The 21787-nt window shown below is 70.7% G+C and carries 20 protein-coding genes; 7 read left to right on the plus strand and 13 right to left on the minus strand.

The features are described from left to right. The first annotated feature begins 150 nt into the window (after positions 1–150). The gene (locus tag G3I56_RS14580; RefSeq protein WP_164409377.1) at positions 151–543 is read left to right on the plus strand and encodes an SCO5389 family protein; all 393 of its coding nucleotides are present in this window, start codon (positions 151–153) and stop codon (positions 541–543) included. An 83-nt stretch (positions 544–626) separates the two neighbouring features. On the opposite strand, the gene G3I56_RS14585 is transcribed toward G3I56_RS14580, so the two are convergent. Next, positions 627–1655, minus strand: coding sequence for an LLM class flavin-dependent oxidoreductase (locus G3I56_RS14585; RefSeq protein ID WP_164409378.1), 1029 nt, complete (start codon positions 1653–1655; stop codon positions 627–629). A gap of 286 nt (positions 1656–1941) precedes the next feature. Here G3I56_RS14585 and G3I56_RS14590 point away from each other — a divergent pair, with 286 nt between their 5' ends. Beyond that, positions 1942–2277: an ATP/GTP-binding protein gene (locus G3I56_RS14590; protein WP_164409379.1), complete on the plus strand. Its 336-nt coding sequence runs from the start codon at positions 1942–1944 to the stop codon at positions 2275–2277. Between the two features lie 64 nt (positions 2278–2341). On the opposite strand, the gene G3I56_RS14595 is transcribed toward G3I56_RS14590, so the two are convergent. The 7 genes from G3I56_RS14595 to mce all read right to left on the minus strand — a co-directional run bounded on the left by G3I56_RS14595 (position 2342) and on the right by mce (position 12292). Then, positions 2342–3202 carry an ABC transporter permease subunit gene (locus G3I56_RS14595; protein WP_164409380.1) on the minus strand — a complete coding sequence of 287 codons (861 nt, stop codon included), beginning with the start codon at positions 3200–3202 and terminating at the stop codon, positions 2342–2344. Beyond that, on the minus strand, positions 3199–4419 hold the full coding sequence (locus G3I56_RS14600; protein WP_164409381.1) for an ABC transporter ATP-binding protein: 1221 nt from the start codon (positions 4417–4419) through the stop codon (positions 3199–3201). The genes G3I56_RS14595 and G3I56_RS14600 overlap by 4 nt, the downstream gene beginning before the upstream one ends. Before the next feature lie 208 nt (positions 4420–4627). Beyond that, the gene (locus G3I56_RS14605) at positions 4628–5398 is read right to left on the minus strand and encodes an ABC transporter permease (RefSeq protein WP_164409382.1); all 771 of its coding nucleotides are present in this window, start codon (positions 5396–5398) and stop codon (positions 4628–4630) included. Then, positions 5395–6405, minus strand: a complete 1011-nt coding sequence (locus G3I56_RS14610; RefSeq protein ID WP_164409383.1) for an ABC transporter ATP-binding protein — start codon at positions 6403–6405, stop codon at positions 5395–5397. Before G3I56_RS14610 ends, G3I56_RS14605 begins: the two co-directional genes overlap by 4 nt. Positions 6406–6625: 220 nt before the next feature. Beyond that, complete coding sequence (locus tag G3I56_RS14615) at positions 6626–7564, minus strand: cellulose-binding protein (protein ID WP_164409384.1); 939 nt, start codon at positions 7562–7564, stop codon at positions 6626–6628. A gap of 194 nt (positions 7565–7758) precedes the next feature. Further along, positions 7759–11607, minus strand: coding sequence for a polarized growth protein Scy (gene scy, locus G3I56_RS14620; protein WP_164409385.1), 3849 nt, complete (start codon positions 11605–11607; stop codon positions 7759–7761). 244 nt (positions 11608–11851) lie between these two features. After that, entirely contained in the window at positions 11852–12292 is a 441-nt protein-coding gene (mce, locus tag G3I56_RS14625; protein WP_164409386.1) for a methylmalonyl-CoA epimerase, read from the minus strand. A gap of 150 nt (positions 12293–12442) precedes the next feature. Here mce and G3I56_RS14630 point away from each other — a divergent pair, with 150 nt between their 5' ends. The 3 genes from G3I56_RS14630 to G3I56_RS14640 all read left to right on the plus strand — a co-directional run bounded on the left by G3I56_RS14630 (position 12443) and on the right by G3I56_RS14640 (position 16169). Next, positions 12443–13645 (plus strand): acetyl-CoA C-acetyltransferase, encoded by a 1203-nt coding sequence (locus G3I56_RS14630; protein ID WP_164409387.1) that lies wholly within the window; start codon positions 12443–12445, stop codon positions 13643–13645. A gap of 83 nt (positions 13646–13728) precedes the next feature. Next, a complete protein-coding gene (gene meaB / locus G3I56_RS14635; protein ID WP_164409388.1) occupies positions 13729–14685 on the plus strand; it encodes a methylmalonyl Co-A mutase-associated GTPase MeaB in 957 nt (318 codons plus the stop codon). Between the two features lie 203 nt (positions 14686–14888). Beyond that, positions 14889–16169 (plus strand): MFS transporter, encoded by a 1281-nt coding sequence (locus tag G3I56_RS14640; protein WP_239134885.1) that lies wholly within the window; start codon positions 14889–14891, stop codon positions 16167–16169. Between the two features lie 17 nt (positions 16170–16186). On the opposite strand, the gene G3I56_RS14645 is transcribed toward G3I56_RS14640, so the two are convergent. After that, complete coding sequence (locus G3I56_RS14645; RefSeq protein WP_164409389.1) at positions 16187–16801, minus strand: PepSY domain-containing protein; 615 nt, start codon at positions 16799–16801, stop codon at positions 16187–16189. 147 nt (positions 16802–16948) lie between these two features. Between G3I56_RS14645 and G3I56_RS14650 the strand changes: the two genes are divergently transcribed. Both G3I56_RS14650 and G3I56_RS14655 read left to right on the plus strand, forming a co-directional pair. Beyond that, positions 16949–17614 (plus strand): response regulator transcription factor, encoded by a 666-nt coding sequence (locus G3I56_RS14650; protein WP_164409390.1) that lies wholly within the window; start codon positions 16949–16951, stop codon positions 17612–17614. Then, positions 17611–19005, plus strand: a complete 1395-nt coding sequence (locus tag G3I56_RS14655; RefSeq protein WP_164409391.1) for a HAMP domain-containing sensor histidine kinase — start codon at positions 17611–17613, stop codon at positions 19003–19005. The genes G3I56_RS14650 and G3I56_RS14655 overlap by 4 nt, the downstream gene beginning before the upstream one ends. A gap of 42 nt (positions 19006–19047) precedes the next feature. Here the strand turns inward: G3I56_RS14655 and G3I56_RS14660 are convergent, their stop codons facing one another. From G3I56_RS14660 to G3I56_RS14675, 4 genes are all read right to left on the minus strand, one after another. Then, complete coding sequence (locus G3I56_RS14660) at positions 19048–19524, minus strand: MarR family transcriptional regulator (protein WP_164409392.1); 477 nt, start codon at positions 19522–19524, stop codon at positions 19048–19050. A 92-nt stretch (positions 19525–19616) separates the two neighbouring features. After that, positions 19617–20414: an AIM24 family protein gene (locus G3I56_RS14665; protein ID WP_164409393.1), complete on the minus strand. Its 798-nt coding sequence runs from the start codon at positions 20412–20414 to the stop codon at positions 19617–19619. Continuing rightward, positions 20411–21061: an AIM24 family protein gene (locus G3I56_RS14670; protein WP_164409394.1), complete on the minus strand. Its 651-nt coding sequence runs from the start codon at positions 21059–21061 to the stop codon at positions 20411–20413. The genes G3I56_RS14665 and G3I56_RS14670 overlap by 4 nt, the downstream gene beginning before the upstream one ends. A 1-nt stretch (position 21062) precedes the next feature. Then, complete coding sequence (locus G3I56_RS14675) at positions 21063–21695, minus strand: AIM24 family protein (protein WP_164409453.1); 633 nt, start codon at positions 21693–21695, stop codon at positions 21063–21065. Between the last annotated feature and the right edge of the window lie 92 nt (positions 21696–21787).

A 21787-nucleotide genomic window follows, 5' to 3' on the forward strand; every position in this document is an offset into this window, starting at 1 on the left:
TGTATCCGCGTTTTCCTGGTGCCGTAACGGCCCGTTGCCTACGGTGGTAACCGGGAGGTCGCGATGCGTGTACGCAGCGTGCTTGGTGTCGCGGGTTCCCATTTCCCTGTCCGGCAACCCCTGCGACCCGGGGGTGCGAGAGGAGAACTCATGTCGCTCGACGTCTCACCGGCCCTACTCGAACAGGCCGAGCGAGGCGAGGTCGACGAAGCTGAATTCGTCGACTGCGTCCGGACCTCCCTGCCCTACGCATGGGAGATGATCAGCTCCCTGGTGGCCCAGCTGAAGGTGGACGGCGGAGCCTTCGCCGACAACCAGACGCCGCCGCCGGACGAGCAGGCACGGGGCCAGCTGCTGCGCGCGCTGGCGAGTGACGCGATACGCGGCGCGCTGCAGCGGCACTTCGGTGTGCGGCTGGCCTTCCAGAACTGCCACCGGGTGGCGGTGTTCCCGCTGGACTCCTCGGTGGACGTCAAGCTGGCCCGCTTCACCTCGGTACGCAGTCAGCTGCTGAACCAGTCACCGGAATTCCGGGACTGCTGAAGAGATTTGGGGCAACGGCTTGCCGCTCCGTACGCGGGAGGTTTTCTGTACGGGGCGGCAAGCTCCCTGCGGCAGCCGGGTGTTCAGCGCAGCTGGGTGACCACTTCGGTCCCCAGCCGCCGTACGTTCTCCTCCGTGGCCGCCAGGTCGCCGGAACCCTCGACGAGCAGGGCGAAGCGTGAGATGCCTGTACGTTCGGAGGTCGCCGCGAGCCGGTCGGCGCAGAGCCTGGCCGTGCCCACCGGGTGCAGTCCGCAGAGGAGTTCGGTGTACGCCACCGGGTCGCGCATCGAACGCTGCCGGCCGTCCACCGTGACATGCGCCTCCAGTCCCTGCCGCAGCCAGCCAGGCATCGCCTTCATCAGGATCTCGACCGCGTCCGTGCGCGTGTCCGCGATCTGGCAGACGCCGGCCGACACATGGGCGGCGCCCCGGATCTCGTCCCCCGTCCGTCCCGCCGCGCGTGCGTACTGCCGCCACAGGGCGACCATCTCGGCCTTCTCCTCGTCCCCGACATGCATCCCGAGGAGCATCGGCAGCCCACGCTCGGCGGCCAGCCGTACGCTCGACGGCGAGGTGCACGCGACGACGACCTCCGGCCCCGCGGTCTCCGTCAGCGACTCCGACGGGGTCGGTACGACGGCCACGTCACGGAACCTGAACCGGTCGCCGTCGGCCGACACGGACGGTTCGCGCAGCCAGCGCAGCAGCAGGTCGAGTGACTCCGGGAACGCCTTCTCGTACGCCTCGAGACCCGTCCCGAACACCTCCAGGTCGACCCACGGCCCGCCGCGCCCCACGCCCAGCGTGAACCGTCCGCCGGACGTCAGATGCAGCAGCGCCGCCTGTTCGCCGAGCGCCACGGGGTGGGTGGTGGGCAGCACGCTCACCGCCGTACCGACCCGGATGCGCCGAGTGCGGCCCAGCAGCAGGGCGGCCAGGGTCGTCGCGGACGGGCAGGTGCCGTACGGCACGAAGTGGTGCTCCGCCAGCCAGACCGTGTCGAGACCCGCCTCCTCGGCGACCTCGGCGGACCTGACCGCCCGGTGCAGCGCCTCCCCCTGGCCCTGGCCCGGGAACTGGGCCGCCAGCACAAAACTTCCTACGCGCATGCTCTTTCCTGCTTCCTAGGCCCCGACACGGAGCTCCCCCGCACGGCATAACCGCTCGACACGTGCCGAAGTCACGGCTTGGCGGAGAGATAGGCGGATTGTCTGCAGAATCGACCAGCCGGGCGGAGAGGCGCCGGGGTGCCGATGGTGAGCCGACGGGGGATTCGAGAGTTCGAGAGGAGGTTCGAGCGAGGTGAAGCGGAGGGCCCTCACTTACCTCTACCCCGGATCGCGCCGCGTAGGCTGGAGGGGACTTGTGCCCCTAAACCGCTCCGTGAGGTGTCCTGTGTCCCCGCGCCGCAACCGACCCCAAGACCCCGGCGGCACGTTCGGCCGGAGCGCCGACGAGGACGACACCGGCCGCTACGGCGGCTTCCAGTCCTCGGTGAGCTGGCAGGGCGAGAACTGGAACGTCCGGCATGTGGCGGGCGCAGGCGCCCAGGGCAAGACGTACCGCTGCCCCGGCTGCGACCAGCTGATCCCGTCCGGTGTCCCGCACGTCGTCGCGTGGGCCGAGCACGCGGGCGTCGACGACCGGCGGCACTGGCACAAGGCGTGCTGGAACGCGAAGGACCGCCGCACCACGCGGGTGCAGCGGTCCCGTAACGCACCGAGGTTCTGACCGGGTTTCCGCCCGGGTTCCCGAACATGCCCAGCAGTCGGGGCAGTTCACGCGTCCGGGTGAATCACACGTCCCGGCGGTCCAGCAGCACGAAGGCGCCGGCGATCGCCGCGACGGTCACCCCGGCGAGCAGGCCGAGCTGAGCACCGCCTGCCGTGTTCTCGTTGTCCAGCCCGAAGATCTTGGCAAGGGCGTTGGGCGCGTTGTACTCCATCATCTTCTCGCCGATCGTCCGCATGCTGTCGGACAGCATCAGGAACGCGGGCAGGATCGCCGGCACCAGCACGAGCCCCAGCATCGCGGTGATCGCGCCCGCCGAATGACGCAGCATCGAGCCGACCGCGAGGGCGAGCACACCGAGCAGCGACACGTACAGCGCGCCGATGACGACAGTGCCGCCCCACGCCTTGCCCTCATCGCCGCTGTGGATCGACTCGGTCACCAGGCCGACGAAACCGATCGCGAACGCGGACACGACGAACGCGACCGCGAAGAAGATGATCAGCTTGGCGGCGAGCACCCGGTGGCGCTGCGGCGAGGCGGTGAACGTCGTACGGATCATGCCCGTGCCGTACTCCGACGAGATGACCAGCACGCCCAGCGTGATCAGGCAGATCTGCCCGAGCACCAGCCCGAAGAACGCCGGGATGGTGTACGGCACATCGCTGAAGTCCTCGTTGGTCGTCTGCGCGGCGACCAGCATGCCGATGCCGACGACGAGGAGCAGGAAGACCCCGAGTGTCCACAACGTGGAGCGCACCGACTTGATCTTCGTCCACTCTGAGGCGAGGGCATGCCCGAGATGTGTGCGCGTGACCGGGATCGGCGAGGTGTAGAGGGTGTGCGAAGTGCCGGGCGCCGCCGGCCAGTTGGGCGCGGCCTGCGGTGCCAGCTGCTGCGTCGGGGGCTGCTGGGGCGTGCTCATCGGGCGTCCTCGGGCTTGGTCAGGGCGGGGGCGGCCGGAGCGGCGGGCGCCTGCTGAGGGGCGGGGGCGGGCTGCGCGTACGGGTTCACGTGGCCGCCGGCGGTAGCGCCGGGGCCACCAGGGGCGCCGTACGGCCCCGCGGGCTGTCCGGACTGTCCGGGGTTCCCGAACGGCGCCTGGCCGCCCTGCTGGGGCGGCGGCGGGGCGTACCAGCCCGGCTGACCCTGCCCCGGGACCGGCATCTGCACCGGCGGCTGCGCGCCCGGCGGCAGCGGCTGCTGGAGCCCGGCCTTCTGGTCGACGGTCGAGCGGTAGTCGACGGCGCCCTGCGTCATCCGCATGTACGCCTCCTCCAGCGACGCCTGGTGCGGCGACAGCTCCCACAGGCGTACGTCGGCGGAGTGCGCGAGGTCGCTGATGCGGTGCAGCGGCAGGCCCATCACGCGCAGCGCGCCGTCCTGCTCGGGCAGCACCTGTCCGCCCGCCTCGGTCAGCGCGGCCGTCAGCTTCTCGCGCTGCTGCGGCTCGGTCTCCGGCGTGCGTACGCGCGCGAAGTCGGCCGAGTTGGTGGAGATGAAGTCCTTCACGCTCATGTCGGACAGCAGCTGTCCGCGCCCGATCACGATGAGGTGGTCGGCGGTCAGCGCCATCTCGCTCATCAGGTGGGAGGAGACGAACACGGTCCGCCCCTCCGCCGCGAGCGCCTTCATCAGGTTGCGCACCCAGAGGATGCCCTCGGGGTCGAGGCCGTTGACCGGCTCGTCGAAGAGCAGCACCTGGGGGTCACCGAGGAGCGCGGCGGCGATGCCGAGCCGCTGGCCCATACCGAGCGAGAACCCCTTGGAGCGCTTTCGGGCCACGTCCTGCAGTCCGACGACCCCCAGCACCTCGTCCACGCGCCGCGCCGGGATGCCCGAGAGCTGGGCCAGGCACAGCAGGTGGCTGCGGGCGGACCGGCCGCCGTGCACCGCCTTGGCGTCGAGCAGCGCACCGACCTGGCGGGGGGCGTTGGGCAGCTTGCGGTAGGGGAAGCCGCCGATCGTCACCTGGCCCGAGGAAGGCTGGTCCAGGCCGAGGATCATCCTCATCGTCGTCGACTTGCCCGACCCGTTGGGGCCGAGGAAACCGGTGACGGCCCCCGGCCGCACCTGGAAGGAAAGGTTGTACACGGCCGTCTTGTCGCCGTAGCGCTTCGTCAGGCCGACTGCCTCGATCATGCTCCGCACCCACCGAAAAATTCAGGACAGCAGGGCACACGCCCCCGTAAGGGTTAGGAGCTTATCCGGACGCTGACGGTTCCCCCCAGCAGGCATCAAAAATGTCGGGTCCATGACCGCGTGAGGGGGTCGGGACAGCGGATGGGAGGAGGGATGTGAGCGGCGGACATGAGCAAGGGACATGAGCAAGGGGCATGAGGGGACCGGCTCAGGCGTCCCGGTTCTTCAGCAGCACGTACCCGCCGAGCAGGGCCACGGCAACCCACGCCAGCATGATCGCGAGGCCGCCCCAGGGACCGTACGGAGTGTCGTCGTCGACCGGGGTGACCACCTGCATGATCTTGCTGCCGGCCTGGTCGGGCAGATAGCGGGCGAACTTCTTCGTCGCCGAGACGGCACCCAGGATGTTGGAGATCAGGAAGAAGAACGGCATCAGCACACCGAGCGACAGCATCGGGCTGCGCAGCATCGTGGCCACGCCCATGGAGAACAGGGCGATGAGCGTCATGTAGAGCGCCCCGCCGATGACCGCGCGCAGCACGCCCGGATCACTGATGGACGTCGAATGGCCGCCCAGCATCGCCTGCCCGAGGAAGAAGGCGGCGAAGCTGGTGACGACCCCGACCGCGAAGGCGAGCCCGGCCGCCACCGCGAGCTTGCTCGCGAGGAACGTGCCGCGCTGCGGTACGGCGGCCAGCGAGGTGCGGATCATGCCGGTGCTGTACTCGTTCGACACGACGAGCACCCCGAACACGATCATCGCGAGCTGTCCGAGGCTCATCCCCGCGAAACTCGTGTACGTCGGATCGAAGGACAGCCGGTCGTTCTCGCCGAGCTCGCTCCACTGGTTCTTGACGAGGAGCGAGATCAGCGCGCCGAGCGCGACCGTCACCACGGCCGCGAGACCGAGCGTCCACACCGTGGACGCCACCGACCGGATCTTGGTCCACTCGGACCGGATGACCTGAGCGGCCGTCATGACCGTCCTTCCTGCCAGTTGTCGCCCCAGGCCCCCGACGGGGAATCGGACGGGGATTCGGGAGGGGGACCGGCCGGAAGGCCGGACAACGGGGCCGGTGTGTCGGAGTGCGCGTGGTACTCGACCGACTCGGCGGTCAGCTGCATGAACGCCTCCTCCAGCGATGCCTGCTGAGGGCTCAGCTCATGCAGCACGAGCTGATGCTGCGCGGCCAGCTCACCGATCTGCGCGGCCTTCCCGCCGTCCACCTCGAGCGTCTCACCGCCGGCTTGCACCGCGGTGATCCCGGCGGCGTACAGGACATCGAGCAGCCGTTCGCGCTGAGGTGACCGGATACGGACGTACGAACGCGAGTTCTGCTCGATGAAGTCCGCCATGGAGGTGTCGGCGAGCAGCCGGCCCTGCCCGATGACGACCAGGTGGTCGGCGGTCAGCGCCATCTCGCTCATGAGATGCGAGGAGACGAAGACCGTACGGCCCTGGGAGGCCAGCGATTTCATCAGGTTGCGGATCCAGTGGATGCCCTCGGGGTCGAGGCCGTTGACCGGCTCGTCGAACATCAGGATCCGTGGGTCACCGAGCAGCGCGCCCGCGATACCGAGGCGCTGCCCCATGCCGAGCGAGAACCCCTTCGCCTTCTTCCGGGCGACCGCCGTGAGCCCGACGGCGTCGAGCACCTCGTGCACGCGCGCGCGTGGGATGCCGTTGCTCTGCGCGAGACACAGGAGGTGGTTGAAGGCGCTGCGGCCACCGTGCATGGCCTTGGCGTCGAGGAGGGCGCCGATGTACTTGATGGGGTCCTTGAGCCGGTCGTAGTGCTGACCGTCGATCCGGACGTCACCTGCGGTGGGGCGGTCGAGGCCGAGCATCATCCGCATGGTGGTGGACTTGCCGGCGCCGTTGGGGCCCAGGAAGCCGGTCACGATGCCCGGTCTGACGCTGAAGGTCAGATGGTTGACCGCCACTTTCTCGCCGTACCGCTTGGTCAGCCCCTCTAGCTCGATCATGCGGCCACGCTAGTTCGGGGCGTTGGGCGGTGCCAGTTGGCTTCGCCGGGCGGGGGGGGTGGGCGTTGTGTGTCGAGTGCGGCGCCGTCGTGGCTTGTCGCGCCCACGCGGCGGAGCCGCAAATGTCACAGCCCCGCGCCCCTAAAAAGGTGCCCGTACCCCCTCGTGCGAGGGGGTACGGGCACCTACAGCCGTTTACGCGACCGTCCGTCCCTGGTGCTTACCGGGACTGCTGGGCCGGGACCCCGCGGGTGATCGGCTCGTCGTCCGCGACCGGGGCGGTGGCCTCGGCGACCGCGGCCCCCGTCAGGGTGGCGAGCATCTCGCGGACGTTCGTCAGCTGGGCGTTGATCGAGTCGCGGCGGTTGGTGAGAGCCGCCAGCTCGCGCTCCGATTCCGAACGGATCCGGTCGGCCTTGGCGTTCGCGTCGGCCACGATGTCCTCGGCCTGGCGCTGGGCCGTCTCGACGGTCTGACGGGCGCGACGCTCGGCGTCCGTGCGCAGCTTCTCGGCCTCCAGGCGGAGCTGCTCCGCGCGGTGCTCGATCTCCGCGAGGCGCTTCTCGGCCTTGGCCTGACGGGACGCGAGGTCGCGCTCCGACTGCTCACGGCGCTTGGCGAGGTTCGTCTCGAAGTCCGCGGCGGCCTGAGCGGCCTTGGCGCGGGTCTCCTCGAAGAGGGCGTCCGCCTCCTCGCGCTTGGACTGTGCGTCCTTCGTCGCCTCCTGACGCAGCTGGGAAGCGTCGCTCTTGGCCTTCTCGACGATCCGGACGCCCTCGTCCTCCGCCTTGGACTTGCGGTCCGCAGCGAACGATTCTGCGTCGTTGCGCACCTGCTGGGCCGCCGACTCGGCGAGCTCACGGTGCTGCTCGGACGCGCGACGGGCCTCCTCGCGCAGGTCCTTCGCTTCCTCCTCGGCGAGACGGAGGATCTTCTCGACACGCGCGCCGAGACCGGCGTACGACGGTTCTGCGTCGCTGACCTGGGCCTGGGCGTTCTGCGTTTCGAGATGGAGCTCCTCGATGCGCTTTTCCAGAGCAGTGATACGAGCCAGAGCGCTGTCACGGTCGGAGACGAGCTTCGAGATGCGTTCGTCCACCTGAGCGCGGTCGTACCCACGCCGCACAAGCTCGAAGCCGTAGGGGGAAGTGTCGCTCATGGGGTTCCTGTCGAATGAGACCGGTGAGGTGATAGGTGGAATCCTAGGGGGCCAAGCGGCGTGTCATAGAGCAGAAGCCCGATTGATATGGAGAATCAGACCCCTTTTGAGTGGCTAACCGGCGTGCCGCTTGCCAAAGAATTGGTCAAAGACCCCAGAAAACCCCACAGAATGCACGCAACACGCCCTCCAGGCTAGCCCTCTGACGACTTGCCACCCGAACGAGTCACGCCGACGGTAGCTCCCGCCTTGACGCCGCCGTCCTTGGTCGTCGACGGGGCCTCAAAAGACTCCAACGCTTCCAGGACGTCCTGGACACGGGAGATCTCCGCCTGAATGTCCTCGCGGCGCCGGACCAGGATCTCGAGCTCGCGCTTGCCCTCCTCGACCGTGGCCTTCGCCTCGCGGATCGCCTCGGCCCGCAGTTCCTCGGCCTCCCGGATCAGCGAGGCCTTCTTCTGCTCGGCCTCCTTCAGGAGCCCCTCGGCCTTCTTGACGGCGGCGATGCGGACCTTGCCCGCCTCGGAGCTGGCCTCCGAGACCAGGTCCTTGGCCTTCGTCTCCGCCTTGACGAGCTGCTCCTCGGCGGCCGTGATCAGCGCGTCGCAGCGGTCGCCGGTCGACCTCATGGTCTCGGCGGCCTCACGGCGGGCCCGCTCGTGCAGACTTTCGATCTCGGCCGTGATGCGGTCGCGCAGCTCCTCCGCGCGCTCCCTTATGGCGGTGGCGTCCCGGCGCGCGCCGACGAGCAGCTCGTCCGCGTTCGTGCGGGCCTTCTCCACCGTGGAGTTGCCCTGCGCCGTCGCCCGGGACAGCAGCCGGTCGGCCTCGGTGCGGGCCGCGCCCACCATCGAGTCGGCCTGCGCCTCCGCCTCCGCGGTCATCTTCTGCGCTGCCTGCTGCGACTCCGACAGGAGCTTGTCGGCCTCGGCGGCCGTCTCCGTGATGAGCGTGTCGACCTGCTCGGCCGCCTCGGAGCGCCGCTTGTTGGCCTCCTTGCGGGCCTCGTCCAGCGTGCTGTCGGCCTCGTCCCGAGCGGTCGACATCAGCCGGTCGGCCTCCGCCGCCGCCTCGGCCCTGACCCGCTGCGCCTCGGCACGGATCCGCTCCGCGTGCTGCTGAGCCGAACCGACCGTGTCGGCGGCCTCGGCCCGCAGCCGCTCCGCTTCCCCGGTCGCCTCCGAGAGCAGCTGCTCGGCAGCGGCCACGGACTCGGCCCGGACCCGCTCGGCCTCTGCGTTCGTCTCCTCGGTGAGGCGCTCCGCCTCCACCGTCACCTCGGTGATCAGCGTGTCGGCCTGCGTCGCCGCGTCCGAACGGATCCGGTTCGCGTCCTCGCGGGCCTCCGCACGGCTGCGCGCCGCGTCCTGCTCGGCGCCCGCGATGGTGTCCGACGCCTCGGTACGCACCCGCTGGGCGTGCGCGGAGGCGTCCTGGCGCAGCCGCTCCGCCTCGGCGATGGCCTCGCCCACCGTGCGCTCGGCGAGCGCCTTGGCGTGCTCCGAGGCCTCCGACGCCTCGCGCCGTACCCGGCCGGCGTCCTCCGAGGCCCGCTCCCGCTCGGAGTAGGCGTCCGCCCGGACCCGGTCCGACTCCTCGGACGCCTCGCGGCGCATCCGGTCGGCGACGTGCTCGGCGGCGGAGCGCAGCCCCTGGATCTCCTCCTGGGCCTGCTCGTGCAGCCCGGACACCGACTCCCGCACCTGCTGGGCGTGCTGTTCGGCCGCCGACACCATCTCGTTCGCCCGGCGGTCCGCCTCCTCGACCAGCCGTACGGCCTCGGCCTGGGCGTCCTCCACGCGCCTGCGCGCAGACGCCAGCAGCTCCTCGCTCTGCTCGCGGGCCCGCTCGCGCTCCTGGTCGGCCTCCTGGCGGGCGGAACCGAGGGTCTCCTCGGCCTCGCGCCGACGCCGGGTGGCCTCCTCCTGGGCGGCGGCCAGCGTCTCCGACGCCTCCGTCGCCAGTCGCTCGGCAGCGGCCTGCGCCTCGGCCCGTACCCGGTCGGCGGTGTCCTGGGCCTCCGTCTTCAGCCGCTCGGCCTCGGCCGCCGCCTCGGACCGCAGGCGTACGGCGATGGCCTCGCCCTCCGCCCGGGACGCGGACGCGTCCGCCGCCGCCTCGTCGCGCAGCCGCTGGATCTCCGCGTCGGCCTGCGCCTGGAGGCTGCGGATGCGCTCGGCGGCCTCCGAACGAAGCCGCTCCGCCTCCTCGGATCCCTCGCGGCGGCTCCGGTCGGCCTCCGCGCGGGCGTCGGTGAGCGCCTGCTCGGCGGCGGTGAGCCGGTCCTCGGCCTCGGTGTGCAGCCGGGTGAGCTCGGCGGCGGCCTCGTCGCGGCGTACCTCTATGGCCCGCTCGGTCTCCTCGCGCAGCTCGCGCGCGGCCTGGTCGGCGTCCGCCGCGATGCCCTCGGCCTGCTCGACGGCCTCCGCGCGGTGCCGCTCGGCCTCCTTGCGGGTGCGCTCCAGAGTCTCCTCGGCCTGCCGGCGCAGCGTCGTCGCGCGCTCGATGGCCTCCGTACGGACCTTCTCGCTGTCCGACTGGGCGGTCTGGCGCGTCTCGTCCGCGTCCGCCTTCGCCTTGGCGAGCAGCTCCTCGGCGGTCCTGGCCGCCTCCTCGATCTGCTGGACGGCCTCACGGCGCGCCTCCGCGCGGATGCGCTCGCCCTCGGCGACTGCTTCGGCGCGCAGCTGCTCGGCCTCGCCGCGCAGCCGCCGGGCCTCCTCCTGGAGCTCGACGGTCTTGGCGCGGTACTCCTTGGTGTCGTCCTTCGCCGTGCCCTTGAGCTCCGTGGCGATGTCGTGCGCCTCGGCGCGCAGCCGGTCCGCCTCGGCCTCGGCCTCGGCGCGGATGCGCTCGGCCTCCTCGGTGGCCGCCCTGGTGGTCGCCTTCGCGTCCTCGGACGCCTTGTTCAGGACGTCCTCGGCGGTGCGGGCCGCCTTGGCGAGCTGGGAGGCGGTCTCCTCGGCGGTGAGGCTGCGGGCGGTCTCCTCGGCGTCCGCGACGATCTTGTCGGCCTTGGCCTGGGCGTCGGCGACGATCTCCTCGGCGGACGCCTTGGTGGCCTCGGCCTCCTGGCTGGCCTCGGTGACCAGCCGGGCGACCTGCTCCTTCGCCGTACGGGTGCGCTGCTCGTTGGCCGACTCGGCGCCGGCGATCGTCTTGGTCGCGGTCTCCTTCGCCTCGCTGAGGACCTTCTCGGCCTCGGCGCGTGCCTCACGAAGGGCGGCCTCGGCCTCCTGCATCCGCTGCTCGGCGGCGCGGCTCAGCTCGGTGGCCTGACGGCGGGCGCTGTCCGACTCGGTCACCGTGGAGCTGCGCAGCTGCTCGGCGTGGTCGGATGCCTCGCGGGCCTCGGACGACGCGCTGTTCAGGAGCCGCTCGGCCTCGGCACGCGCCCGGCGCAGCAGCTGGTCGGCCTCCGCGCGGGCGGCCTCGCCCTCGTTCTGCAGCCGCTGCCTGGCCTCGTTCGCGACCCGCTCGGCCTCGGCACGGGCGGCGGCCAGCGCCTGCTCGGCCTCGGCGCGGGACTCGTCGACGAGCCGGCGCGCCTGGGACTCGCTGCGGGCCCGCAGCTGCTCGGCCCACGCCACGTTCTCGTTGACGTGCGACTCGACGGTCTGCCGCCGCTCGCCCAGCTCCTGGTCGAGCTGCTGGCGACGGGTGACCGCCTCCTGGTGCAGCTCGGCCTGCAAGCGGGCCGCCTGTTCGGCGTGCTCCTGCAGGATGCGCTGCGTCTGGGCGCGCGCCTGGGACATCTCGCGCTCGGCGTCCTGGCGCAGCTGGTCCGCCTGGATCTGGGCGTTCCGCAGCAACTGCTCGGCCTGATAGCCGATGTCTCCGCCGTCATAGGCGGGCCGGGACATGAGGGTGCGGCGCGCCTCGTGAAGCTTGGCGCGCAGTACCTCGACCTGGTAGCCGAGGTCCTCGGCGTGCTGAATCGCCTTTTCCCGCTCGGTCTTCAGCCGCTCCATCTCGGCCTCGAACCGAGAGAGGTGGTCGACGTCAGCCGCCGGCTCTCGCTCCTGGCGTTCGTAGCCCCGCACTGCGCGGTCCCATCCGTCCCCTGGTCGCAACCTTCTCCGAACGAGCCACGTCCATCCGCCGGACGGTGCCCCCGGGGAATGGTGTCAGATCAACGGCGAAGCACGGACTCCCGCCCTCACCCTCGGCCCCCGAAACCTGTACCCCGGCTCTCGGATCCCGCACCTCCACACACCGGGACCCGGGCCGCTTCCCGACAACAGGGGAGCGGCCGTGCCCAACCCTACCGGCCCATATGTACGAGGGTCAGTGCTCAGGTGACTCAACAGGCGCCGAAGTGACCAGTTCTGTCAGTACTCCGTGGCAATCCTTCGGGTGCAGAAAAGTGATCCGCGACCCCATGGAGCCGCGTCGTGGCTCCTCGTACAGAACGCGTACGCCCTTGCTGCGGACGTCCGCGGCATCGCCGTCCACATCTGCCGTACCGAAAGCGATGTGGTGCACGCCCTCCCCGTTCTTGGCGAGCCACTTGCCCACGGCGGAGTCCTCGCGGGTCGGCTCCAGGAGCTGGAGGTAGGAGGCGCCGCCGTCGTCCGTGTTGTTGATCTTCAACATGGCCTCGCGTACGCCCTGCTCCTCGTTGACCTCGGAGTGGTACACCTCGAAGCCGTACGTGGCCCGGTAGAACTCGACAGTCGTGTCGAGGTCGAAACAGGCGATCCCGATGTGGTCGATTCGCGTCAGCATGGAGTCAGTGCAGCGCTCCCGGGGTGGTTACGCAACGTGCGCGCTGTCACACCGACGGCCCGGTGACGCCAGGGGCTACCGCTCAGTACATTCAAGTAAACCCTCGTTCACACACTCCTCAGCTCCCCAGCTGAAAGGGGATCGCACCTCATGTCAGGAACGAACAGCACTACCTCGGTGATCGTCGCGGGCGCGCGTACGCCCATGGGACGGTTGCTGGGCTCGCTGAAGACCTTCTCCGGGGCCGACCTCGGCGGCTTCGCGATCAAGGCCGCCCTCGACCGTGCGGGTATCGGTGGCGACCAGGTGCAGTACGTGATCATGGGCCAGGTTCTCCAGGCCGGTGCGGGCCAGATCCCGGCCCGCCAGGCCGCGGTCAAGGCCGGTATCCCGATGAACGTCCCGGCGCTGACCATCAACAAGGTGTGTCTGTCGGGCCTGGACGCGATCGCGCTGGCGGACCAGCTGATCCGCGCCGGCGAGTTCGACGTGATCGTGGCCGGTGGCCAGGAATCGATGACGAACGCCCCCCACCTGCTCCCCAAGTCCCGTGAGGGCTTCAAGTACGGCGCGATCGAGATGCTCGACGCGATGGCGTACGACGGTCTCACCGATGCCTTCGAGAACATCGCCATGGGCGAGTCGACGGAGAAGCACAACACGCGTCTGGGCATCCTGCGCCCCGAGCAGGACGAGATCGCCGCCGCCTCCCACCAGCGCGCGGCGGCGGCCCAGAAGAACGGCGTCTTCGAGGCGGAGATCACGCCGGTCGAGATCCCGCAGCGCAAGGGCGAACCGATCGTTTTCAGCCAGGACGAGGGCATCCGGGCGGAGACGACGGCGGAGTCGCTGGGCAGGCTGCGCCCGGCGTTCACGAAGGACGGCACGATCACCGCGGGCACGTCGTCGCAGATCTCGGACGGCGCGGCGGCCGTGGTCGTGATGAGCAGGGCGAAGGCCGAGGAACTCGGCCTGGAGTGGATCGCGGAGATCGGCGCCCACGGCAATGTGGCGGGCCCGGACAACTCCCTCCAGTCCCAGCCCTCCAACGCCATCCTGCACGCCCTCAAGAAGGAGGGCCTGGGCGTCGAGGATCTTGACCTGATCGAGATCAACGAGGCCTTCGCGGCGGTCGCGGTCCAGTCAATCAAGGACCTGGGCGTGTCCACGGATCGGGTGAACGTCAACGGCGGTGCGATCGCCCTGGGCCACCCGATCGGAATGTCCGGCGCACGGCTCGTACTGCACCTGGCCCTGGAACTGAAGCGGCGCGGCGGCGGCGTCGGCGCGGCGGCCCTGTGCGGGGGCGGCGGCCAGGGTGACGCGCTGATCGTGCGGGTACCCAAGGCGTAGCAGGGCGGCCGGTGGCCACGTGGTCCTGAGGCCGGCCGTACGGCTCGAACGGCTCGTGCGGCCGTGATCGGAACGGAGTTGTGATGGAGGACGTCCCCACGCTGGTGGCCCAGGCCAGGGAGGGCCGACCGCGGGCCGTGGCCAGGCTGATCTCCCTGGTGGAGGGGGCGTCCGGACAACTCCGCGAGGTCATGGCCGCGCTGGCCCCGCTGGCGGGCAACGCGTACGTGGTCGGCCTGACGGGATCACCGGGCGTGGGCAAGTCGACGTCGACGTCCGCGCTGGTCACGGCGTACCGGCGGCAGGGCAGGCGGGTCGGCGTACTCGCCGTCGACCCGTCGTCGCCGTTCTCCGGCGGCGCGCTGCTCGGCGACCGGGTGCGGATGTCGGACCACGCGTCGGACCCGGGCGTCTACATCCGTTCGATGGCGACCCGGGGCCACCTCGGCGGTCTGGCGTGGGCGGCCCCGCAGGCGATCCGCGTCCTGGACGCCGCGGGCTGCGACGTGATCCTGGTCGAGACGGTCGGCGTGGGCCAGTCCGAGGTGGAGATCGCCGCGCAGGCCGACACCAGCGTGGTGCTCCTCGCGCCCGGGATGGGCGACGGCGTCCAGGCGGCCAAGGCAGGAATCCTGGAGATCGGCGATGTGTACGTCGTCAACAAGGCGGACCGGGACGGCGCGCACTCCACCGCCCGCGAGCTGAACCACATGCTGAGCCTGGGCGCGTCCAGATCCCCCGGCGACTGGCGCCCCCCGATCGTCAGGACGGTCGCGTCGAGGTCGGAGGGCATCGACGAACTGGTGGAGGCCCTGGAGAAACACCGCGCGTGGATGGAGGAGCACGGCGTCCTCGCCGAGCGCCGCCGCGCCCGCGCGTCCCACGAGGTCGAGACGATCGCCGTCACAACCCTCCGCGAACGTATCGGCGATCTGCGCGGCGACCGGCGGTTGGGTGCGCTGGCGGAGCGGATCGTGGCGGGCGAACTCGATCCTTACGGAGCGGCGGACGAACTGGTCGCGGGCCTGACGGAGAAGTGACGGGAGCGGGCAGGGCGCGGGATTTCCCGGTGGTCGGCTCCCGGACCACGCTGATACGTTGACCGGCATGTTCCTCCTCCTGGCATAGGTGCCGCCCCACACCACCGCGACCGGCCCGCACTCGTAGCGAGGTCGCCGTGGTGATCCGGCGTCCCTGTTTGCCACGGCGCTCGCTCGACGCGCCGCCTCCCGGAGGAACTCGTATGTCCGCGACCTCGACGCGGCCTTCCTATGCCGCCGTTCTGCGTATCCCGTACGCCCGCCGCACCTTCGCCACCGCTCTCCTCGGCAGACTGTCCTACGGCATCGTCCCGCTGTCCGTGATGCTCGCCGTGACCCGGGCCTCGGGCTCGTACGCCGTGGCCGGCACCGTGATGGCGCTCTTCGGTGCCACCGTCGTCCTCCTGGCGCCCGCCAGGGCCGCCCTCATCGACCGGTACGGGCCGTGCCGGGCGCTCGTTCCCCTGCTGATCGCCCACCTCACCGCGCTCGGGCTGCTGACCGTGGCCGTCTGGCGCCCGGGTGCGCCGGTGTTCGTCCTGGGCGTCCTCACCGCCCTCTCGGGCGCCTGCGTGCCGCCGCTCGGGCCGACGATGCGGGCCGTGTGGAGCAAGATCGCCGAGGACCGGCAGCTGCTGCAGCGGGCGTACAGCCTCGACGGCGTCGCCGAGGAACTGCTGTTCGTCTCGGGGCCGTTGCTGGTGGGCGTCCTCGCCGGGTTCACCGTGCCGGCCGTCGGCATCGTCGTCGGGGCGGCCCTGATGGCGGCCGGCACCGCCGGGTTCGTGACGTCTCCGGCGGTACGGGCGATGAGCCCCGCCACGCGCGAGGTCCGCCCGGGAACGGGCGGCGGCCGGGGTGTGCTGGGACGCGTCCGGGGTCCTGTCGGCGCCGCCGCGGGTGTCGGGCTCGCCCTCGGCTCGCTCGACCTTCTTGTCGTCGTGTTCGCCGGGCAACACGGCCACGGGGGCGCGAGCGTGGCCTGGGTGCTTGCCGCGCTCTCCGCCGGAAGCGCCGTCGGCGGGCTGCTCAACGGCGCCTTGGCCTGGCGCCGGCCGGCCAGGGTCCGGCTCGCCCTGCTGGCGCTCGGCCTGGGCCTGGCACTCCTCGGCGCGGGACTCGCCCCCGGCCTGGGCACCCTCACCCTCGCCCTGACGCTGGCCGGCGGCTTCGTGTCCCCGGCCATCACCACCGCGTATCTCATCGCCGACGAGGCGGTCGAGCCCGAGGCACGTGTCCGGGCCGGTGCCTGGGTCAATACGGCGATCAACGCGGGGAGCACGATCGGCTCCGCCGGGGCCGGAGTTCTCGCCGGACACCTGCCGGTGGGCGTCTGCTTCGCCCTGACCGGCGTGGCCGTGTTGCTGGCGGGGGCATTTCAGCCGGTCCGGCGATTGAGGACGAGCGCGTTCAGCGCGAAGGGGGGTCTGGGGGCGCAGCCCCCAGTGGGGGTATCCCCACTGGGGGAGGGATGGGACGGGTAAGGGTGGCGGGGGCGTTCTCAGTCGTCGTCGGAGTGGTCCCGCGTGACCTTGCCCGTGTCGAGGGCGACCTTCCATTCGCTCGCCGCGCCGTCCTTCACGGTCTCCACGCTCCACGCCACCGCGCCGTTCTCCTCGTCGGCGCCGACCTCGGTGACCGTGCCCTTCGCGGCGGCGGCGAGGGCGGCCTCCCGGGCGTCGAACTTCGCGCCCTTGAGCGCGGCGGACTCGGCGCGGTCCTCACTGTCGCGGTCGCTGTCGTCGTCGGTGTCACGATGCGCCCCCAGCACCTTCCCGGCGCCCGAGACCTCGACGTCGTACTCGGCCCCGTCGCCCCGCACGACCCCCACGCCCCACGTGCCGGCGTCGGCGCCGTCGTCGTCCAGCTCGGCGGAGAACGCGGTGCCCGGGGTGTGCCGCAGCGCGGCCGTGATGGCCTCGGCGGCGGTGATGCCGCTGCCGCGGACCACCGTACGGTCGTCCGCGGAGTCGTCGTCCCGGTCGGAGACCACCTGCACGTTCGCTCCGGTCCGGGGCCTCGCCGCCGTCTCGTCGTCGCCCGCTGCGAAGGCCAGGGCGGTGCCGCCGGCCAGGGCGGTGGCGGTGAGGGTGGCGATGACGATGTTCCGCTTCATGGGATTTCCTGCCTCTTCGCTCGGTTCGGTCGGTTCAGCGACGATTCGTTCCGCTTCGATGACGAGAACCAAGCTGCCCGACGGCGCCTGAAGCGAAGCTGAAGGCACCTGAAGGCGTCTTCAGCTTCGTTTTGCGAGGCTGTACGCATGCGACTGTTGATCGTCGAGGACGAGAAGCGACTGGCCCTGTCGCTGGCCAAGGGCCTGACGGCCGAGGGGTACGCCGTGGACGTCGTCCACGACGGCCGCGAGGGTCTGCACCGGGCCACCGAGACGCCGTACGACCTGGTGATCCTCGACATCATGCTGCCCGGCCTCAACGGCTACCGTGTCTGCGCCGCCCTGCGCGCCGCCGGTCACGACGTACCGATCCTCATGCTCACCGCCAAGGACGGCGAGTACGACGAGGCGGAGGGGCTCGACACCGGCGCCGACGACTATCTGACCAAGCCCTTCTCCTACGTCGTCCTGGTCGCCCGGGTGAAGGCGCTGCTGCGCCGGCGCGGGTCGGCGGGAGCCTCGCCCGTCCATGTGGTCGGTGAGCTGACGGTCGACACCGCGGCCCACCGTGTCCACGTCGGCGAGAGCGAAGTCACCCTCACGGCAAAGGAGTTCGCCGTACTGGAGCAGCTCGTCGTGCGGGCCGGCGAGGTGGTGTCCAAGGCACGGATCCTGGAGCACGTCTGGGACTTCGCGTACGACGGCGACCCGAACATCGTCGAGGTGTACGTCAGCACCCTGCGCCGGAAGCTCGGCGCCCCGCTGATCCGGACCGTGCGCGGCGCCGGGTACCGGCTCGAGGTGCCGCGGTGAGACGCGCTCTCGGCTCCGTACGGGCCCGGGCGACCCTCGGGGCCACCGTCGTCGTCGCGGTCGCGCTGGTCGCCGCCGGGACCGCCGTACTGCTCTCCCTGTGGTCCAACCTCAGCGGCCAGGCCGGTACCCAGGCGGAGCGGACCGCGCGGGCGGTCGCCGCCGACCTGGCGGCCGGGACGGCGTACGACAAGCTGTCGCTCGACGCCGACGACCGCCCTGTCCAGGTCGTCGACGCCGCCGGACGGCTGGTCGCGGCCAGCGAGGACCTGGAGCGGATCAGCGGCACGGGAGTGTCGGCGGTACGCCCGCAGCTCCCGGCGAGCGACGGTGCTGCGGAGGACGATGACGACGGCTCCCTCTCGCCCGGCGAGATCGACGAGGACGTCTCCTTCACCGACGGGTCCGCGACCGTCGAAGGAGACGAGGCCGACTACCGGTTCGCCGCCGTACGGGTCGAGGTCGACGACAAGGGCACCCTCACCGTGCACGCCGGGGCGCCGCTCTCCGCCGAACAGAGCGCCGTCAGCACCGCGTTGACCGTCATGCTGATCGGCTTCCCACTGCTGCTCGGCGTCGTCGCGGGCGTCACCTGGCTGGTCACCCGGCGTGCGCTGCGCCCCGTCGAGGGCATCCGGGCCGAGATGGCCGCGATCACCGCCTCCCAGGACCTCGCCCGGCGCGTCCCGGTGCCGGACACGCACGACGAGGTGGCCAGGCTCGCCCGGACCACCAACGAGACGCTGGCCGCCCTGGAGGCCTCCGTGGAACGCCAGCGCCGGTTCGTCGCCGATGCCTCGCACGAGCTGCGCAGCCCCATCGCCTCCCTGCGCACCCAGCTCGAAGTCGGCTCCGCACACCCGGAGTTGCTGGACGTCAAGGGTGCCGTCGAGGACACCGTACGGCTGCAACACCTCGCCGCCGACCTGCTGTTGCTGGCCCGGCTGGACGCGGGGGAGCGGCCCGCCGACGCGCGATTCGATCTCGCGGAGCTGGTCCGCGAACAGGCGGAGGGCAGGGCAGGACTGACGGTCGAGGCAGGCGCCGTGGAAGTGGCCGGGTCCCGGACGCAGTTGGGGCGGCTGGTCGCCAATCTGCTGGACAACGCGCAGCGGCACGCCCGGTCGGCGGTCACCGTCTCCGTGCGGCGGGAGGGAGCGCGGGCCGTGGTCGAGGTCGGCGACGACGGGGACGGGGTGCCCGTGGCGGACCGGGAGCGGGTCTTCGAGCGGTTCGTACGGCTCGACGCGGCTCGCAGTCGCGACGACGGCGGCGCCGGGCTCGGACTCGCCATCGCCCGGGACGTGGCCGTACGGCACGGCGGCACGCTGACCGTGGGTGAAGCGACCGCAGGCGGAGCCCTGTTCGAGCTCCGCCTGCCCATCACCTGATCTGTCGAACTGGTCGAACTGGTTGGGCTGGTCGGCCAGGTCCTACGGCCGGCCCCGCTGGCCGCGCAGGTGCTGCGCGACCGGCTTGAGCGACGTGCTGAGCTCGGCCAGGGCCTCCGGGGTCAGCAGCTCGATGAAGTGCCGCCGCACGGACGCCACATGATGAGGCGCGACCTTGTTCATGGTCTCCATGCCCTGCTCGGTGAGCACCGCGAACAGGCCCCGCCGGTCGGACTCGCAGTTCTCGCGGCGGACCAGGTTCGCGTTCTCCATACGGGTGATCTGGTGGGAGAGCCGGCTCTTGGACTGGAGGGTGGCGGACGCGAGGTCGCTCATCCGCATGCGCACATCGTCGGATTCGGAGAGGTTCACGAGGATCTCGTAGTCGTTCATCGTCAGGCCGAACGGTTGCAGGTCCTTTTCGAGCTGGTATGCCAGCAACCTGTTGACCTCCAGGTGGGTGCGCCAGGCGCACTGCTCCGCGTCGGTCAGCCAGCTTGTGGCCGTCTCGGTCTCCATGAATGAAGTCTACCTAAAAGGTTGAAAGGCGAACTAGTGAGGGTGGCGTGACGGCGCGCACACGTTCGACGTCACACTCCGCAGACTACCGCTCACAGCCCGAAGCGACGCTGGAGGTCACCGAGCTGTCCGGGAAGGCGCGGTGCACCCGGTTGCTGTGGATGACCTGCGGGAGCCCCACCGCCACCCGGCACTCCGGGCTCGTGCGGAACCACCCCCGTGGCCTGCTCGGCCATGAGTGTCTCGGAGGACTGGAGCAGCACCGTGCCGGCCCCGACGAACTCGAACTGGTGCTCCTCGCCGGAGGCCCCGCCGATGCCTGTCATCGCACGTAGACCGCCCATCAGGCCCGTCATGTACCCATGGTCGTAGTGGTGGCAGGGGGAGGGGCAGTCGGCCCAGCCGACCAGGGCCTGCGGGTCCACCCGGATCGGGGGTTCCATGAACACCACCGGGCCGTTCGACGCGGCCACGAACTTGCCCGTTCCGATGAGAGTCAGGAAGCCCGGCACGATCGACTGCTTGAGTGCGAGAGTTGGCTGAAAAGCGAGAAGGTTGCCCGAGCGAATGGTCAGGTTGCCCTCCTCCAGATCGTACGAATTCACGTCGAAGGCCCGGTCGGCGAGGAGCATCTTGCCCGAACCCTCGGCCACGACCCAGTCGCTCGCGTGCAGAGGCGAATGAAAAGACGTACGGACAAGACGGTCCAGGCGGCCGTGTCCGATGCCGTTGAAGTCGATCGACCCGTAATAGGCGATCATCTTCCCCTTCTGCAGGAACCACTGGCTCCCCTTGAGCTCCACGCAGAAGGTGTAGTTGTTGACGTTGTCGTCGGACGGCAGCGTCATCGGGTCGTGGACGACGGGCCCCGCGCCCGGGTAGGTGGTCACAGCTTCTCCTCCGACGCCTGGACGTACACCGCACCGCTGCCGCTGAGCTCCAGCTGGAACGCCTCGCCCGAGCCGCGGCCCACCATGTCGCGCCAGCCGAGCGCGGTGGACAGCTTGTTGCGTACGTCGCCGTGGTGCGCGACGTACGCCTGCGGGTCGACGTGGACCGGGCGCTGGGGGGTGATCGGCACCTCGATCACCCCGCCATGGGCCATGACGGCGACGGCGCCGTGCCCCTTGAGGGTGGTGGTGAACAGCCCCTGGCCCGTCACCTGACCCCGGACCATGCCCATGACCCCGCCCTGCGAGCCCATGAACATCGTGCCCTGCTGGAGCGTGCCGTCGAAGGCGAGGAGGCGGTCCGCCTCGACGCACAGCGTGTCCCCGGTGAGGCTGATGACCTGGATGTGGTGGCCGCCGTGTCCGAAGAGAACCGTGCCGCTGCCCTCGACGGTCATCAGCGGGGTGGCCTCGTTGGCGACCCGGCGGCCGATCATCGACATGATCCCGCCCTGGCCGCCCTGCATGTTGGGCGTGAAGGACACCTCGCCCTTGTAGGCGAGCATCGCCCCGCGCTGGCTGAAGACGCGCTGGCCGGGCATGAGGGTCGCCTCGACCATCTTGGAGTTGATCTCACGGAAGGGCATGTCACACGTCCCCGGCGATCGTGTTGCGCTCACTGGGCTGGACGTACACCAGGCCGTCGCCCTCGAAGCGGATCTGGAAGGCCTCGCCCCCGCCCTCGCCCATGAGTGTGCGGAACGTCACACCGGACTGGAAGGACTGCCGGACGTTGCCCTGGTGCGCGATGTACGCCCCCGGGTCGACGGTCAGCGGGAACTGCGGGCTGACGCGCAGCACCACCGCCGGCCCGTCCGACATGATCGCCGCCTGGCCGTGCCCCTCGACGGTCGTCGTGAACAGGCCGTTGCCCTGTGAGGCGCCGCGCATCCCGGTGAACGACGTGCCCGTGCGCAGGCCCGAGTCCGTCGCCATCAGGTTGCTCGACTCGACGTACAGCTTGTCCCCCTGGAGGGCCACAAGGTTGATCTCGGAGGCGCGGTCGGCGAACCAGCACGTCCCGTGCCCCTTCACCTCCATCAGTGTCATCTGCTCACCGGTGATCCGCCGGGTGACCATCCCCCGGATGCCCTCACCGCCGCCGCTGAGCTTCTTGAAGTCCATCTGTCCGTCGTACGCCACCATCGAGCCGTTCTTCGCCTTGACGGCGTCGCCGGTCATGTCGATGGCCAGCACCTTGCTGCCTTGAAGTCGAAACATCGCCACGGGGCGAAGGTAGCCCGCCGGACACCCCCGGCAACAGATCCCGAAGGTGGAGATCGCCCCTGAACCTCCCCCTAGGGGCCGAACAC

The sequence above is a fragment of the Streptomyces sp. SID12488 genome (assembly GCF_010548275.1).
Lineage (GTDB): Bacteria > Actinomycetota > Actinomycetes > Streptomycetales > Streptomycetaceae > Streptomyces.

Bases quoted from the DNA above. Each gene is read 5' to 3' on its own strand.
- G3I56_RS14580 (WP_164409377.1), top strand. From the start codon at position 151: ATGTCGCTCGACGTCTCACCGGCCCTACTCGAACAGGCCGAGCGAGGC.
- G3I56_RS14585 (WP_164409378.1), bottom strand. From the start codon at position 1,655: ATGCGCGTAGGAAGTTTTGTGCTGGCGGCCCAGTTCCCGGGCCAGGGC.
- G3I56_RS14595 (WP_164409380.1), bottom strand. From the start codon at position 3,202: ATGAGCACGCCCCAGCAGCCCCCGACGCAGCAGCTGGCACCGCAGGCC.
- G3I56_RS14600 (WP_164409381.1), bottom strand. From the start codon at position 4,419: ATGATCGAGGCAGTCGGCCTGACGAAGCGCTACGGCGACAAGACGGCC.
- G3I56_RS14605 (WP_164409382.1), bottom strand. From the start codon at position 5,398: ATGACGGCCGCTCAGGTCATCCGGTCCGAGTGGACCAAGATCCGGTCG.
- G3I56_RS14610 (WP_164409383.1), bottom strand. From the start codon at position 6,405: ATGATCGAGCTAGAGGGGCTGACCAAGCGGTACGGCGAGAAAGTGGCG.
- G3I56_RS14615 (WP_164409384.1), bottom strand. From the start codon at position 7,564: ATGAGCGACACTTCCCCCTACGGCTTCGAGCTTGTGCGGCGTGGGTAC.
- mce (WP_164409386.1), bottom strand. From the start codon at position 12,292: ATGCTGACGCGAATCGACCACATCGGGATCGCCTGTTTCGACCTCGAC.
- G3I56_RS14630 (WP_164409387.1), top strand. From the start codon at position 12,443: ATGTCAGGAACGAACAGCACTACCTCGGTGATCGTCGCGGGCGCGCGT.
- meaB (WP_164409388.1), top strand. From the start codon at position 13,729: ATGGAGGACGTCCCCACGCTGGTGGCCCAGGCCAGGGAGGGCCGACCG.
- G3I56_RS14640 (WP_239134885.1), top strand. From the start codon at position 14,889: ATGTCCGCGACCTCGACGCGGCCTTCCTATGCCGCCGTTCTGCGTATC.
- G3I56_RS14645 (WP_164409389.1), bottom strand. From the start codon at position 16,801: ATGAAGCGGAACATCGTCATCGCCACCCTCACCGCCACCGCCCTGGCC.
- G3I56_RS14650 (WP_164409390.1), top strand. From the start codon at position 16,949: ATGCGACTGTTGATCGTCGAGGACGAGAAGCGACTGGCCCTGTCGCTG.
- G3I56_RS14660 (WP_164409392.1), bottom strand. From the start codon at position 19,524: ATGGAGACCGAGACGGCCACAAGCTGGCTGACCGACGCGGAGCAGTGC.
- G3I56_RS14670 (WP_164409394.1), bottom strand. From the start codon at position 21,061: ATGCCCTTCCGTGAGATCAACTCCAAGATGGTCGAGGCGACCCTCATG.
- G3I56_RS14675 (WP_164409453.1), bottom strand. From the start codon at position 21,695: ATGTTTCGACTTCAAGGCAGCAAGGTGCTGGCCATCGACATGACCGGC.